Below are 13,262 nucleotides of genomic sequence, written 5' to 3' on the forward strand. Positions count from 1 at the left end.
GGTATCGTTACCGACGGCGACCTGCGGCGTCACATGCAGGGCCTGCTGGATCACACCGCGGGCGAGGTGATGAGCGCAAACCCCACCACCGTTTCGCCCCATGCCCTTGCCGAAGAGGCCGTCAACATCATGAACAGCCGCAAGATCACCTGCCTGTTTGCGCTGGATCCCGCCAACCCCGGCAAGGTCACAGGCATTTTGCATATCCATGACTGCCTGCGGGCTGGTATTGTCTGACCATGGTTGGCGGCGACAATCTGTATTCGCAATGGGTCGGCTGGGCCAAGATCCTGCTACCGCTTTGCGGGCTGGCTTTGCTGTCGATGCTGTTTTTGTTTGCACGCGGGCCGAACGACGGCACCAAGATCCGCCCCCATACCCCCGCGAGTATTTGGGGAAATAAGAAGGTGCAGGTCAGACCAGATGGTCGGGCTGTGGCATTCCCAACACGTGGAAACCCCCATCGACGCGGATGATCTCGCCTGTGGTGCAGGCCCCTGCGTCCGAGGCAAGATAGACGGCAGTGCCGCCCACCGCCTCTAGCGTGGCATTCGCGCGCAGGGGGGTATTTTGTTCGGTGTGCTTATAGGTCTTGCGCGCCCCGCCGATGGCCGCCCCAGCAAGGGTTTTCATCGGGCCGGGGCTGATCGCGTTGACGCGGATGCCTTGGGGGCCAAGGTCGTTGGCCAGATAGCGGGTGGCTGATTCGAGTGCTGCCTTGGCCACGCCCATCACGTTATAAAATGGCGTGACGCGGTTGGACCCCTGATAGGTCAGCGTCAACAAGGTGCCGCCGTTTGGCATCAACGCGGAGGCCCGTTTGGCCACGTCGATGAAAGAATAGCACGAAATCGTCAGCGAGTTTTTGAAATTTTCGCGGCTGGTGTCGATGATCCGGCCTGCCAATTCATTCTTGTCGGAAAAAGCGATGGCATGGACCACGAAATCGAGCGTGCCCCATGTGTCTTTGATCATCGCAAAGGCGGCGTCCATGCTGGCTTCGTCTGTCACATCGACATCGACCATCATGCTGGAACCGACCGATTGCGCCAGCGGTTCCAGCCGCTTGCCGAACGCCTCGCCCTGATAGGAAAACGCGAGCTCTGCGCCCGCATCGGCCATCGCTTTGGCGATGCCCCAAGCGATGGACCGTTCATTGGCCACGCCCATGATCAGCCCGCGTTTGCCCTGCAATGTGATCGTCATCGTCTTACCCTTGATATTTCGACAACAGCATCGACCCGTTGGTCCCGCCAAAGCCGAAGGAATTGGTCATCACCGTGTCCAGCCCCGCATTGTCAACGCGCACCATCGCAATTTCGGCCGGATCGAGCGCGGGGTCCAGCGTTTCTACGTTGATTGACGGCGCGATGAAATCGTCCTGCAACATCAGCAGGCAATAGATCGCCTCTTGGGCACCTGTGGCGCCCTGGCTGTGGCCGGTCATCGACTTGGTGGAACTGATCGGCGGGGTGGAGCCACGACCAAAGACGCGGCGCACGGCCTCGACCTCGCCCACGTCACCGACGGGGGTCGATGTGCCATGGGCGTTGATATAGCTGATCTTGCGTCCCGCTGGCAGGGTGCGCAGCGCGCCGCGCATCGCGCGTTCGCCGCCCTCGCCCGATGGGGCGACCATATCGGCCCCGTCGGAGGTTGCGGCAAAGCCAGTCACTTCAGCATAGATTTTCGCGCCGCGCGCCAAGGCACCTTCAAGGCTTTCCAGCACCACGATTGCGCCGCCGCCTGCGATCACGAACCCGTCGCGGCCTGCATCAAAGGCGCGGCTCGCGCGCTCTGGCGTGTCGTTGTATTTCGAGGACATCGCGCCCATCGCGTCGAAGAGGCAGGACAGTGTCCAGTCCAGCTCCTCGCCGCCGCCTGCGAACATGATGTCCTGCGTGCCAAGCGCCACCTGTTGCGCCGCCATGCCGATGCAATGCAGGCTGGTGGAACAGGCCGAGGTGATCGAGAAATTCATCCCCTTGATCTGATGCGCCGTCGCCAAGTTTGCGCTGATTGTCGAGGACATGCATTTGGGCACCGCAAAAGGCCCGATCCGCTTGGTCGCACCTGTTTCGGTGACGACGTTATGGGCAGCGAACATGGCCGATGTCGACGGCCCGCCCGACCCCGCGATCAGGCCAGTCATCGGATTGACGATCTGGTCCTGCGTCAGCCCCGCATCGGCAATCGCCTGACCCATCGCGATATGCGCATAGGCGGCACCGGGGCCCATGAAACGCAAAGTGCGCTTGTCCACATGATCGGCCACGTCGATCTTGAGCGTGCCGGCCACGCGGCTGCGAAAGCCGTGTTCGGCCATTTCCGCGCTTGCGACGATGCCGGACGTGCCGGCCTTCAGCGCGGCGGTGACTTCGGTGGTATTATTCCCGATGGGCGAGACGATCCCCAACCCGGTGATGACAACACGGCGCATGCGGCCTCCCTAACTGGCTTTGGGTGTGTGTAGGGGAGAGGAGGGGGCGGGGCAAGTGGGGGAGGGGGGAGTAAGCTACATCGCTAAGCACGCGAGGCGGTGCATAGGCGTCGCCAAAAGCACACAGAAAAAGTTCTTCGCTTGCTAAATCTTCGCTTAAGTCTCTAAATTACATACTTAAGCACCACGTTCTCAACAAGATCTTCGACAAAGTCGACGACCTTTGATCGCAAAATCTTCACTCCAGAAGGGTGCGCGCATGAGTTTCTTGTTCCGAGCTTCTGCTCTAAGATCTTACGAACATCATTTGAGATAATATTGGCGCTTCGACAGAATTCAATAAACTTTCCTTCAGGTATATCGTTGAAATCATCGCGCACAGTTATCGTAGATACCTTTACGCGCTTATCAGTATTTTTAGCGAGTACGGCGTTAAACTCAAATAGCTTATGAACAAGAATATAGTCAATTAGGTGGTTCACGGTTAACACCCAGGCCATGACAATTGTCGCGCGGTTTGCACCAACCTCAAAACAATCAAGTGTCTCCGCCAAAAATTCCTTTGCATTTCCCGCCGGCATTTCTTGACTTAGGGAGCGAAGCGTCGCACTGGTCTTTGAGGTAGTTGTTTCAACGCCAAGCTTTCTGGACAATTGGTCGCGCATGTGGCGTTGTAACTTGTAGCCGCTGCCGGATTTCACAAACTTCTGTGGCTTCGTCTTCAATCCTTCAGACAAACGAGACGCCGTCGCTCTGGGCGGGGTCAAATCGCAAGCTGTAAAGCACTGATCGACATCTTTTGCGCTCGCAGCATCTTGACCAAGCTCAACGGTCAGGAAGTAGACAAACAGTTCAATCAACGATGTTTGCGACTGATAGGCCGCGTTTTCAATCGAGTTGAAAAAACGATTGACCGCGTCTGTCATTCAGCTGCTTTTTTCTTGAGCGAATGTTCAAAATGGTTCTCGCCCATGATAGTAATCTTAATGTCGGTTGCTGAATTATAATCAATAAACCCTTTCTTAGAAGCAGTGTCACGGAACGCCTGCGAATATGCACTGGGGACTTTCTCCTTTATGGCACGAAAGCAGGTATAAATCTGATCGGTGCTAGGCGCAGGAATGTTTTCTATATCAATAAGGTATTTCAGGAAGATCAGGATTTTCTCAGGCGCACTATTTGGTTCAAACTGATCGTAGAACGCTTTAAGCTTCGATGTGTCGACGGTCTTATCGAGTTTGGGCGCATCCGGGTTCACGCTAGTCTCGCCAGCCTCCGAAATAGCTGCCTTCTTGCGCGATTGTCCGCGGCGCTTGCTTTTGGCGGAACCGGCTGAAGCGGTTTTTGATGAGGGCGCATCTACTAGTTCGCGTGCCTCCGGTGCGGTTCTGGAGTGCTGTGTGAGCCGATCTTTGAAGTCGTGATACACGGCTTTTACAAACTCAACATCACCTTCAACATCTACGATTCCTTGTGTTAAGTTGATATGCAACTTAGTTTGCAACGCAGGTACTCCTGATAATCATAAAACAAAAATCCTGATCAACATATAGTTGTATCAACTTGCTTGCAAGAAAAACAGAAAGAAAAAGTTCAGCCACCTAGGTGCCGACAATTGCGGCCTGATTGTTAAAAAACTAGTATGGAGACGGCAACGATGAAACGACCAAGGTTCGCGTTGAGTAGCCTCCCCCCCCTCAACTCTCGCTTAGCGCCACTTTCATATCCGTCACCTGATAGATCACCTCGCCGTCGGCCTCGACGATGCCGTTGGCCACGCCCATCGTCAGGCGGCGGGTTTGCAGGGCTTTCGTGAAATCGACCTTGTAGGTCAGCATCTTGCGGTCGGGGCGGACCATGCCGGTCAGCTTGACCTCGCCCACACCCAGCGCATAGCCGCGCCCTTGCCAGCCGCGCCAGCCAAGGTTGAAGCCCGTCAGCTGCCACAGCCCATCAAGCCCCAGACAGCCCGGCATGATCGGGTTGCCCGGGAAATGGCAGTCAAAGAACCACAAATCCGGCGTGATGTCGAATTCGGCCACAACATGGCCCTTGCCGTGCAAGCCGCCGTCGCCCGAAATCTCGGTGATGCGGTCCATCATCAGCATCGGCGGCGCGGGCAGTTGCGCGTTGCCGGGGCCGAACAATTCGCCACGGGCGCATTGCAAAAGGGCTTCTTTGTCGAAACTGGTGGGGAAATCGGCCATGGCGGGGGTCTCGTTCTTGTTTGCGGTGTGATCCGACCAGTATCACCGCGCGCTCCGTGAGGGCAAGACCAAGGGTGGGCCTGTGTCTTTTCGTTTGATTTTGGCGGGTTTCTTCCCATATTAAGGGCGAGGCAAGGGACAGACCTGATGAAAGACATGGACAACCACCGCGGAACCGACTGGCTGGCAGGCGCAGGCTTGCGCCCGACGCGGCAGCGGCTGACGCTGGCCGACCTGTTGGTGGGCGACGGGCAGAACCGCCATGTCACCGCCGAAAGCCTGTTTGACGCCGCCAGTGCCGCGGGTGAAAAGGTGTCTTTAGCGACGGTCTACAACACGCTGCGCGCCTTTTGCGAGGCCGGCCTGATGCGCGAGATCACGGTTGATGGCTCGAAAAGCTATTTTGACACCAATATGACCGATCATCCGCATTTCTATTGGGAAGACACGGCCAGCCTGACGGACGCGCCTGCCGATCAGCTGGAAATTCGCCGCCTGCCGCATGCGCCCGCAGGCGCCGAGATTGCATCGGTCGATGTCGTGATCCGGCTGCGCCGCAAGTAAGGTGGATTGCAATCCAGCCTGCATGATCAACTGACCATTCTGGTTTACGCTGACCGGATGTCACATATACTCGGCGCTATGTCCCCGGCGGGACCTATTTCTTTACCGTCCGTTTGCAGGACCAGCGGTCGGACCTGCTGACCGCACGGATCGGCCTGCTGCGCGATGCGGTGCGCCTGTGCCGCAAACAATCGCCGTTTCGCATCGATGCGGCCGTGATCCTGCCTGCGGATGATCACATCTGCCTTTCCACGGCATCTGCCTGTGCCTGACAATCTGACCGCGGTCCACAAACGCCGTGGCGAAAAAGGCATCTGGCAGCGCCGGTTCTGGGAACATGTGATCGAGGATGAGGGCGATTTTGCGCTGCATCTGCACCTGATCACCACGGCCCCCGTTCGCGCAGGGCTGGTGCGGCGCGCGACCGATTGGCCCTATGCATCATGGCCGCACGTCAAAGGCGCGACACTTAAAACCATTGCCCGGGTTCCATCATCCCCAGATCGAGCAGTTGCTGCGCCTGCCATGTAAAACGCACTGATTTCGACCAGTGAAACGTGGCTATCGCATCACGGCTGCCGGGGTTGCGCCGCAAAGCCTTGGCCGCGCGGAACGAACAGATGGCAGCGGTCACGCTATGGTGCCATGGGCAGGCATAGGTGTTGTATTCAGGATCGCTCAACCGGTGATCCGGCCCCAAGACAACGCCCTTGGCCGCGCGGAACAGGGCCGCGCGGTCCAGCCTGCGGCTTGCGGGCGGGACATGGTCCTGAAACCGCCAGCGCAGGCCGCCGCAGATATCCACCTGCCGGTCAAGCACAGCGCCCGCCGCATCACGCCGCGGTATCGCAAAATAGCCCGCACTGTCGAACCATGCTTCTTCCAGGTCTACCGCATCGGGGTGGGTGGTCAGATCGCGGGCGTACAGGTCGATCACATGGGTCATCACGCTGTGGCGCCGTTCTTCGGTCACGAAGGTCAGCATCTCGCGCAGAGTGCGATCCGCGCTGAACGGAAAGAAAAGGAATTCGGCGTTGTAGCAGTGATATATCCACGCGCCACGCGCGGCTGCACTGACCGTGTTGATGATCTGAGGCAGGGCCTCTGGCTGGGTCACGTCATGGTCGACGCGGTGCAGTGCGATATCCGCAGGCAGGGCGATGGCCGGATCGCAAAACGCGATCAGCGTGCTGAAACCAATGGCCGCATGATGCCGGATCGTTTGCTCCACCGCGACCTGATCTTCGATCAGGATCAGGCAGATCGGCCCTTTGGACAGGGCGCGCGTTTTATCGGCGGTCAGGGCGGACAGGCTGGTGTAATGCATGTGCGGCGGGTATCCGTGAAAGACACGCGCAAATTGTGACAGATCGCGCCGCATTGCAAGCAAAGCCCCAAGCCGCTAGAACGCCCGCAACCTCAGCACCGGATCGAACCTATGACTGCGCCCAAAAAGCTCTTTATCAAGACCTATGGCTGCCAGATGAACGTCTATGACAGCGAACGCATGGCCGAGGCGCTGGGCGGGCAGGGCTATGTGCAGACCGACCATGCCGAAGACGCGGATATGATCCTGCTGAACACCTGCCATATCCGCGAAAAGGCGGCGGAAAAGGTCTATTCCGAACTGGGCCGCATGAAGGTGCTCAAAGACGCGAAACCCGATCTGAAAATCGGCGTGGCAGGCTGCGTGGCACAGGCCGAGGGGGCAGAGATCATGCGCCGCCAGCCGATGGTCGATCTGGTCGTCGGCCCGCAAAGCTATCACCGTCTGCCTGCGATGGATGCGGCCGTGCAGGGGGGGGCAAAGGCGCTCGATACCGATTTTCCCGAAGATGACAAATTCAAGACGCTGAAGACACGATCAAAGGCCAAGCGCGGCCCGACCGCGTTTCTGACCGTACAGGAAGGCTGCGACAAATTCTGCGCCTTTTGCGTCGTACCCTATACCCGCGGTGCCGAGGTCTCGCGCCCTGCTGACCGGATCCTGCGCGAGGCGCGTGAACTGGTCGATGCGGGCGTGCGCGAACTGACGCTTTTGGGCCAGAACGTGAACGCCTATCACGGGCATGAGCGCGGGTTGGCGGGCCTGATATGGGCGCTGACCGAAATCGACGGGCTCGAACGCATCCGCTTTACCACCAGCCACCCCAATGACATGGATCAGGCACTGATCGACGCGCATGGCACTTGTGAAAAACTGATGCCCTATCTGCATTTGCCGGTGCAATCGGGGTCTGACCGTATTCTCAAGGCGATGAACCGCAAACATACCGCCGAAAGCTATCTGCGCCTGATCGACCGTATCCGCGCCGCGCGCCCCGATATCTTGTTGTCGGGCGATTTCATCGTGGGTTTCCCCGGCGAGACGGATCAGGATTTCGAGGACACGCTGCAATTGGTGCGCGATGTGCATTACGGGCAGGCCTATTCGTTCAAATATTCCACCCGACCCGGCACGCCGGCCGCTGAAAAACCGCAACTGCCCGATGACGTGATGAATGAGCGTTTGCAGCGCCTGCAGGCCCTGTTGCGCGACCAGCAACAACAGACCCAGGCCAGCATGATCGGCCGCGAAGTCAAGGTTTTGTTCGAAAAAGCAGGGCGCGAGGCGGGCCAGATGATCGGCAAATCCGAATATCTGCATGCCGTCTATGCCGATGCCCCCGCCACGGTGCTGGGGCAGGTGCGCCGCGTGCGGATCGTGCAGGACAGCGCCAATTCGCTCAAGGGTGAATTGATCGGGTAGGATGGGGCAAGACCCACCTTACGCGGTGTTTGCGGAACTATATTGTCGCAATCCCAACTGCCGCCTTGCGCCTTGCGGTGCGACTTGCCACGATAGCTAAATATAGACTCAAAGGAGAGCTGTTTGGCCACTGGTGCATTGACCCCGCCCGCTGACGACATCACTGAATCCGTTCTGGAATTTCCCGACAACTTTTTGTTGATCGACCTGTGCGGTGAATATGACCGCAATCTTACCACCATTGAGGACAAGCTGAGCGTGCAGATTTTGCGCCGCGGCAACCTGTTGGCGGTGATCGGCGAGCAGGGGCCGCGTCATGACGCGCTCGAAGTCCTGAAATCTTTGTACCAACGGCTCGAGCAGGGCCGCTCGCTGGAGGCTGGCGATATCGACCGCGAATTGCGCATGGGGCCTGCCGGTGCGCCCGGGCCTGTCGACCAGATCGAATTGTTCAAAGGCGAGATTGCACGGGTCGAGGTCAAGACCCGCAAAAAGCTGGTCGAACCCCGCACCGAGGCGCAAAAAGCCTATGTCAAGGCGCTGTTCGATCATGAAATGGCCTTTGGTATCGGCCCGGCGGGCACCGGCAAGACCTATCTGGCGGTCGCTGTTGGCGTGAACATGCTGATCAACGGCCATGTCGACAAGATTATCCTGTCGCGCCCCGCGGTCGAGGCGGGCGAGAAACTGGGCTATCTGCCCGGCGACATGAAGGACAAGGTCGATCCTTACATGCAGCCGCTTTATGACGCGCTGAACGATTTTCTGCCGGGCAAACAGGCCGCCAAGATGATGGAGGAAAAGGTGATCGAAATCGCGCCTTTGGCCTTCATGCGCGGGCGCACGCTGTCGAATGCCTTTGTCGTGCTGGACGAGGCGCAGAACGCCACCACCATGCAGATGAAGATGTTCCTGACCCGTCTGGGCCAAGGGTCACGCATGGTGATTACCGGCGACCGCACGCAGATCGATTTGCCGCGCGGTGTCAATTCGGGCCTGTGGGATGCCGAACGCCTGTTGAAACATATCCCCAAGATCAGCTTTAACTATTTCACCTCGAAAGACGTGGTGCGCCACCCGCTGGTCGCTGCGATCATCGAAGCCTACGAGGCGGACGACCCCAAGTGAGCGTCGATGTCGTGGTCGAAGATTTGCGTTGGGCGGCGGTTGATATCGACGCGCTGGCGCAACAGGCCAGTGATGCGGTGTTTGACCGGCTGGGGCTGGAACCGTCGGTGTTCGAGATCGCGGTTCTGGCCTGTGACGATGCCCGCATCGCCGCGCTGAACGCGGATTTCCGTGGCAAACCGGCGCCGACCAATGTCCTGAGCTGGCCCTCGGATGAACGCGCGCCCGCCGTCGCGGGCGAGATGCCGCTGCCGCCCGACCCTGTCATGGATACCGAACTGGGCGATATCGCCATCGCCTATGACACCTGCCTGCGCGAGGCAGAGGCCGCAGGGTCACAATTTATTCATCATTGTCTGCATCTTCTGGTGCATGGCACCCTGCATCTGCTGGGCTTTGATCATGAGCGTGACCTTGATGCCACCCTGATGGAGGGTTTAGAGGTTGAGATACTTGGCAAGATGGGTGTTGATAACCCATATAGAGATTGAACGGGGCAAACCGCCCCACGGATAAGGATACGATGGGCGATCAGGGCGACGGTTCTTCTAGCGCAGCGCAAAGCGCGCAACAGAACCACAAAGACGAACGGCCGGGCCTGCTGGCGCGTTTTGGGCTGGGTTTCAAGCCCAAGGTCATGAATGGCGAAACCGGCGAAATAGCACAGGGCGTTTCAACTCCCGAACCGACCGTGCTGGGCATGTTGAACCTGCGCCGCAAACGGGTCGAAGACGTGGCCGTGCCAAAGACCGACATCGTCGCCGTGCCACTGACCATCACCAAGGATGATCTGGTCAATACCTTCCGTGACAGCGGCATGACCCGCCTGCCGGTCTATGACACGACGCTGGATACACCCGTCGGCATTGCCAATCTCAAGGATTTCGCGCTGCGCTACGGGTTCAACGGTGGCACTGCCGATCTTGACCTGCGCGACATGCTGCGCCCCTTGCTGTTCGTGCCGCCCTCGATGCCGCTGGGCGTGCTGCTGCAAAAGATGCAGGCGGAACGTATCCATATGGCCTTGGTGATCGACGAATATGGCGGCACGGATGGCCTGCTGACGATCGAGGATCTGATCGAACAGGTCGTGGGCGAGATCGAGGATGAACATGACATCGCCGAGGCGAAAAGCTGGATCATGGAAAAACCCGGTGTCTATCTGGCGCAGGCCCGCACCGACCTGGAGGATTTCGAGGCCGAGATCGGGATGAACCTGACCGACCATGACGATATCGACGAGGAAGAGATCGACACTTTGGGCGGTCTGGTGACCATGCTGTCGGGCCATCTGCCCGCGCGCGGCGAGGTGATCCAGCATCCCGACGGCCCCGAATTCGAAGTTGTCGATGCCGATCCGCGCCGGATCAAACGGCTGCGCGTACGTCTGAACACCACCCGCGATGCTTGACAACCTGCCGCGCTGGGCGCGCTTTGGCGTGCTTTTTGCGCTGGGCGTGGGGGCGGCGCTGGGGCAGGCCCCGCTTGATCTGTGGCCTGCGGCCATCGCCGCACTGGCCCTGTTGCTGGTGTTGCACCGTGACGTTGCCAGCCCGCGTATCGCGGCAGGGCGGGTCTGGTTTTTTGGTCTTGGCTATTTCGCCTTTGCGCTGCGCTGGATCGTCGAGCCGTTTCTGGTCGATGCCGCCCGCCATGGTTGGATGGCCCCTTTTGCGCTCATTTTCATGGCCTGTGGCGCTGCGCTGTTCTGGGCTGTCGCAGGCTGGATCGCCAGCCGTATCGCGCCGCGCAGCCAGTTGATGCTGGCCTTGCTGCTGGTGGCGGCTGAAATGACGCGGTCACTGGTCCTGACCGGATTTCCTTGGGCGCTGTTGGGGCATATCTGGGTGCCGACATGGATGGCGCAGGCCAGCGCCATTGGCGGGCCGCATCTGCTGACGGGGGTCACGCTGGTCGCGGCGCTGGCTGTGGCGCGGATCGCGCGGCCTGCGTGGCGGTCGGGGGCGGCGGCATTGTTGGCGCTGCTTTTGGTGGCCATCCTTCTGCGCCCCGGAGCTGCGCCACAGATCGCCGTGGATGCGCCGATGGTGCGGTTGGTCCAGCCCAATGCACCGCAGCACCAAAAATGGGATGCGGTCTATCGCGACCAATTCGTTAACCGATTGCTGGAATTGTCAGGCCAAGGCGACCGGCCCGATCTGATCGTCTGGCCCGAAACGGCGGTGCCTTATCTGCTCAACGAGGTCATCGACGATCTGCGTCCGCTGGACGAGGCCGCACGCGGTGCGCCGCTGGTGTTCGGGGTGCAGCGGGTCGATGACGCGGGGCGGTTTTACAATGCGCTGGTGGTGATGGCGCAGGGCGGCCGGATTACCGCGACCTATGACAAGCAGCATCTGGTGCCTTTCGGCGAGTATATCCCCTTTGGCGATCTGCTGGGACGGTTCGGTATTCGTGGCCTTGCCGTCGCTGATGGCGGCGGATTTGCCGCAGGCACGCTGCCGGGGCCGATTGCGATCCCCGGGATCGGGTTGGCCGTGCCGTTGATCTGCTACGAAGGTATCTTTGCCGAGGAAATCGTGGCCGGCCCCGACCGGCCGCGGCTGTTGCTTTTGATCACTAATGACGGCTGGTTCGGGCAGGCGGCAGGCCCGCATCAGCACCTTGCCCAAGCGCGGCTGCGCGCCATCGAACAGGGCTTGCCGATGGTGCGTGTGGGCAATACCGGCATATCCGCGATGATCGACGCGCAGGGCAGGATCACCGCAGCGCTGCCGCTGGGCGTGGATGGCGCGCTGGATGCACCATTGCCCGCGGTGCGCGCTGCCCCGGTCTATACCGCTTTGGGCGATTGGCCGGTCGGGCTGTTGCTGCTTCTGGGGATCGCGATCTGCGCCATTAACCGCAAACGCGATAGCGATTGACGCATTCGCCGCCACACCATAGACGGGTGGTTGGTTCTGTCACAACGGCTTCCTGGCGTGACAGGTTTTTCATATCGGAGCACGTCCCCATGGCAAGACAAGACTATATTTTCACCTCGGAATCCGTTTCCGAGGGGCATCCTGATAAGGTTTGCGACCGCATTTCCGACGCGGTGCTGGATGCCTTTCTGGCCGAGGAACCGCAGGCGCGGGTCGCCTGTGAAACCTTTGCTACCACCAACCGTGTTGTCATCGGGGGCGAAGTCGGGTTGACCGACAAGTCCCGCCTGACCGAATTCATGGGCCGGATCGAAGGGATCGCACGCGATGCCATCAAGGATATCGGCTATGAGCAGGACGCATTCCATCATGCCACCTGCGAGATCACTAATCTGTTGCACGGCCAGTCCGCCCATATCGCCCAAGGTGTCGATGCCGCCGAGGGCAAGGATGAAGGTGCCGGTGATCAGGGCATCATGTTTGGTTATGCCACCACCGAAACCGATGCGCTGATGCCTGCGCCGATCCAATATGCCCATGCCATCCTGCGCCGTCTGGCCGAGGTGCGCAAATCGGGTCAGGAGCCGACCCTGCGCCCCGATGCGAAAAGTCAGGTGTCTGTGCGTTACGAAGGCGGCAAGCCTGTTGAGGTGACATCCATCGTGCTGTCCACTCAGCACCAGTTCGAAAGCCAGACCAGCGCCGATATCCGCGCCATCGTCGAACCCTATATCCGCGAGGTCCTGCCTGCGGGTTTCATCACCGAGGCGACCAAATGGTGGGTCAACCCGACCGGCACCTTCGTGATCGGCGGACCCGACGGTGATGCCGGTCTGACCGGGCGCAAGATCATCGTTGACACCTATGGCGGTGCCGCGCCGCATGGCGGCGGCGCGTTTTCCGGCAAGGACCCGACCAAGGTGGACCGCTCCGCCGCCTATGCCGCGCGCTATCTGGCCAAGAATGTGGTCGCCGCCGGCATGGCAGACCGCTGCACGATCCAGCTCAGCTATGCGATTGGCGTGGCGCAGCCTTTGTCGATCTATGCCGATACACACGGCACGGGCGAGGTTGATCCGGTTGCGATCGAACGTGCGGTGGCACAGGTCATGGATCTGACGCCCCGCGGCATCCGCGAACATCTGCAGCTGAACCGGCCGATCTATGCCCGCACGTCGGCTTACGGCCATTTCGGCCGCGCGCCTGACGCTGATGGCGGGTTCAGCTGGGAAAAGACCGATCTGGTCGAGGCCCTGCGCCGCGCGGTGTAAAGGTAAGGTGGATCATGA

At 59.7% G+C, this 13,262-nt stretch carries 15 protein-coding genes and 1 riboswitch; of the genes, 9 read left to right on the forward strand and 6 right to left on the reverse strand.

Features of this window, described 5'->3' with window-relative positions:
* Positions 1 to 237: CBS domain-containing protein (locus tag SKA53_RS01080; RefSeq protein ID WP_007204179.1), on the forward strand; the 237-nt coding region annotated here is incomplete at its 5' end.
* Between the two features lie 177 nt (positions 238 to 414).
* Here the strand turns inward: SKA53_RS01080 and SKA53_RS01085 are convergent.
* The 5 genes from SKA53_RS01085 to fabA all read right to left on the reverse strand — a co-directional run bounded on the left by SKA53_RS01085 (position 415) and on the right by fabA (position 4,647).
* Positions 415 to 1,206, reverse strand: a complete 792-nt coding sequence (locus SKA53_RS01085) for an enoyl-ACP reductase FabI (RefSeq protein WP_007204180.1) — start codon at positions 1,204 to 1,206, stop codon at positions 415 to 417.
* A gap of 4 nt (positions 1,207 to 1,210) precedes the next feature.
* The gene (locus SKA53_RS01090; RefSeq protein ID WP_007204181.1) at positions 1,211 to 2,440 is read right to left on the reverse strand and encodes a beta-ketoacyl synthase N-terminal-like domain-containing protein; all 1,230 of its coding nucleotides are present in this window, start codon (positions 2,438 to 2,440) and stop codon (positions 1,211 to 1,213) included.
* Between the two features lie 164 nt (positions 2,441 to 2,604).
* Positions 2,605 to 3,366 (reverse strand): hypothetical protein, encoded by a 762-nt coding sequence (locus tag SKA53_RS15630; protein ID WP_007204182.1) that lies wholly within the window; start codon positions 3,364 to 3,366, stop codon positions 2,605 to 2,607.
* Complete coding sequence (locus tag SKA53_RS01100; RefSeq protein ID WP_007204183.1) at positions 3,363 to 3,944, reverse strand: hypothetical protein; 582 nt, start codon at positions 3,942 to 3,944, stop codon at positions 3,363 to 3,365. Before SKA53_RS01100 ends, SKA53_RS15630 begins: the two co-directional genes overlap by 4 nt.
* Positions 3,945 to 4,137: 193 nt before the next feature.
* On the reverse strand, positions 4,138 to 4,647 hold the full coding sequence (gene fabA / locus SKA53_RS01105; RefSeq protein WP_007204184.1) for a bifunctional 3-hydroxydecanoyl-ACP dehydratase/trans-2-decenoyl-ACP isomerase: 510 nt from the start codon (positions 4,645 to 4,647) through the stop codon (positions 4,138 to 4,140).
* Between the two features lie 147 nt (positions 4,648 to 4,794).
* Here fabA and irrA point away from each other — a divergent pair, with 147 nt between their 5' ends.
* On the forward strand, positions 4,795 to 5,211 hold the full coding sequence (gene irrA, locus SKA53_RS01110) for an iron response transcriptional regulator IrrA (protein ID WP_007204185.1): 417 nt from the start codon (positions 4,795 to 4,797) through the stop codon (positions 5,209 to 5,211).
* 113 nt (positions 5,212 to 5,324) lie between these two features.
* Positions 5,325 to 5,483: a hypothetical protein gene (locus SKA53_RS15685; protein ID WP_007204186.1), complete on the forward strand. Its 159-nt coding sequence runs from the start codon at positions 5,325 to 5,327 to the stop codon at positions 5,481 to 5,483.
* Between the two features lie 197 nt (positions 5,484 to 5,680).
* On the opposite strand, the gene SKA53_RS01120 is transcribed toward SKA53_RS15685, so the two are convergent.
* Positions 5,681 to 6,538, reverse strand: a complete 858-nt coding sequence (locus tag SKA53_RS01120) for a glycosyltransferase family 2 protein (RefSeq protein WP_040483047.1) — start codon at positions 6,536 to 6,538, stop codon at positions 5,681 to 5,683.
* Positions 6,539 to 6,649: 111 nt separating this feature from the next.
* Between SKA53_RS01120 and miaB the strand changes: the two genes are divergently transcribed.
* The 6 genes from miaB (at position 6,650) to metK (ending at position 13,244) form a co-directional block, all read left to right on the forward strand.
* Positions 6,650 to 7,960 (forward strand): tRNA (N6-isopentenyl adenosine(37)-C2)-methylthiotransferase MiaB, encoded by a 1,311-nt coding sequence (miaB, locus tag SKA53_RS01125; protein ID WP_007204189.1) that lies wholly within the window; start codon positions 6,650 to 6,652, stop codon positions 7,958 to 7,960.
* A gap of 123 nt (positions 7,961 to 8,083) precedes the next feature.
* Entirely contained in the window at positions 8,084 to 9,088 is a 1,005-nt protein-coding gene (locus SKA53_RS01130; protein ID WP_007204190.1) for a PhoH family protein, read from the forward strand.
* Positions 9,085 to 9,579: an rRNA maturation RNase YbeY gene (gene ybeY / locus SKA53_RS01135; RefSeq protein ID WP_007204191.1), complete on the forward strand. Its 495-nt coding sequence runs from the start codon at positions 9,085 to 9,087 to the stop codon at positions 9,577 to 9,579. Before SKA53_RS01130 ends, ybeY begins: the two co-directional genes overlap by 4 nt.
* Before the next feature lie 32 nt (positions 9,580 to 9,611).
* A complete protein-coding gene (locus tag SKA53_RS01140) occupies positions 9,612 to 10,499 on the forward strand; it encodes a hemolysin family protein (protein ID WP_040483048.1) in 888 nt (295 codons plus the stop codon).
* A complete protein-coding gene (gene lnt / locus SKA53_RS01145; protein WP_007204193.1) occupies positions 10,492 to 11,973 on the forward strand; it encodes an apolipoprotein N-acyltransferase in 1,482 nt (493 codons plus the stop codon). Before SKA53_RS01140 ends, lnt begins: the two co-directional genes overlap by 8 nt.
* Positions 11,974 to 12,006: 33 nt before the next feature.
* Positions 12,007 to 12,055, forward strand: a riboswitch (SAM-SAH riboswitch).
* Between the two features lie 7 nt (positions 12,056 to 12,062).
* A complete protein-coding gene (gene metK / locus SKA53_RS01150) occupies positions 12,063 to 13,244 on the forward strand; it encodes a methionine adenosyltransferase (protein WP_007204194.1) in 1,182 nt (393 codons plus the stop codon).
* Positions 13,245 to 13,262 lie beyond the last annotated feature (18 nt).

The sequence above is a fragment of the Yoonia vestfoldensis SKA53 genome (assembly GCF_000152785.1).
Lineage (GTDB): Bacteria > Pseudomonadota > Alphaproteobacteria > Rhodobacterales > Rhodobacteraceae > Yoonia > Yoonia vestfoldensis_A.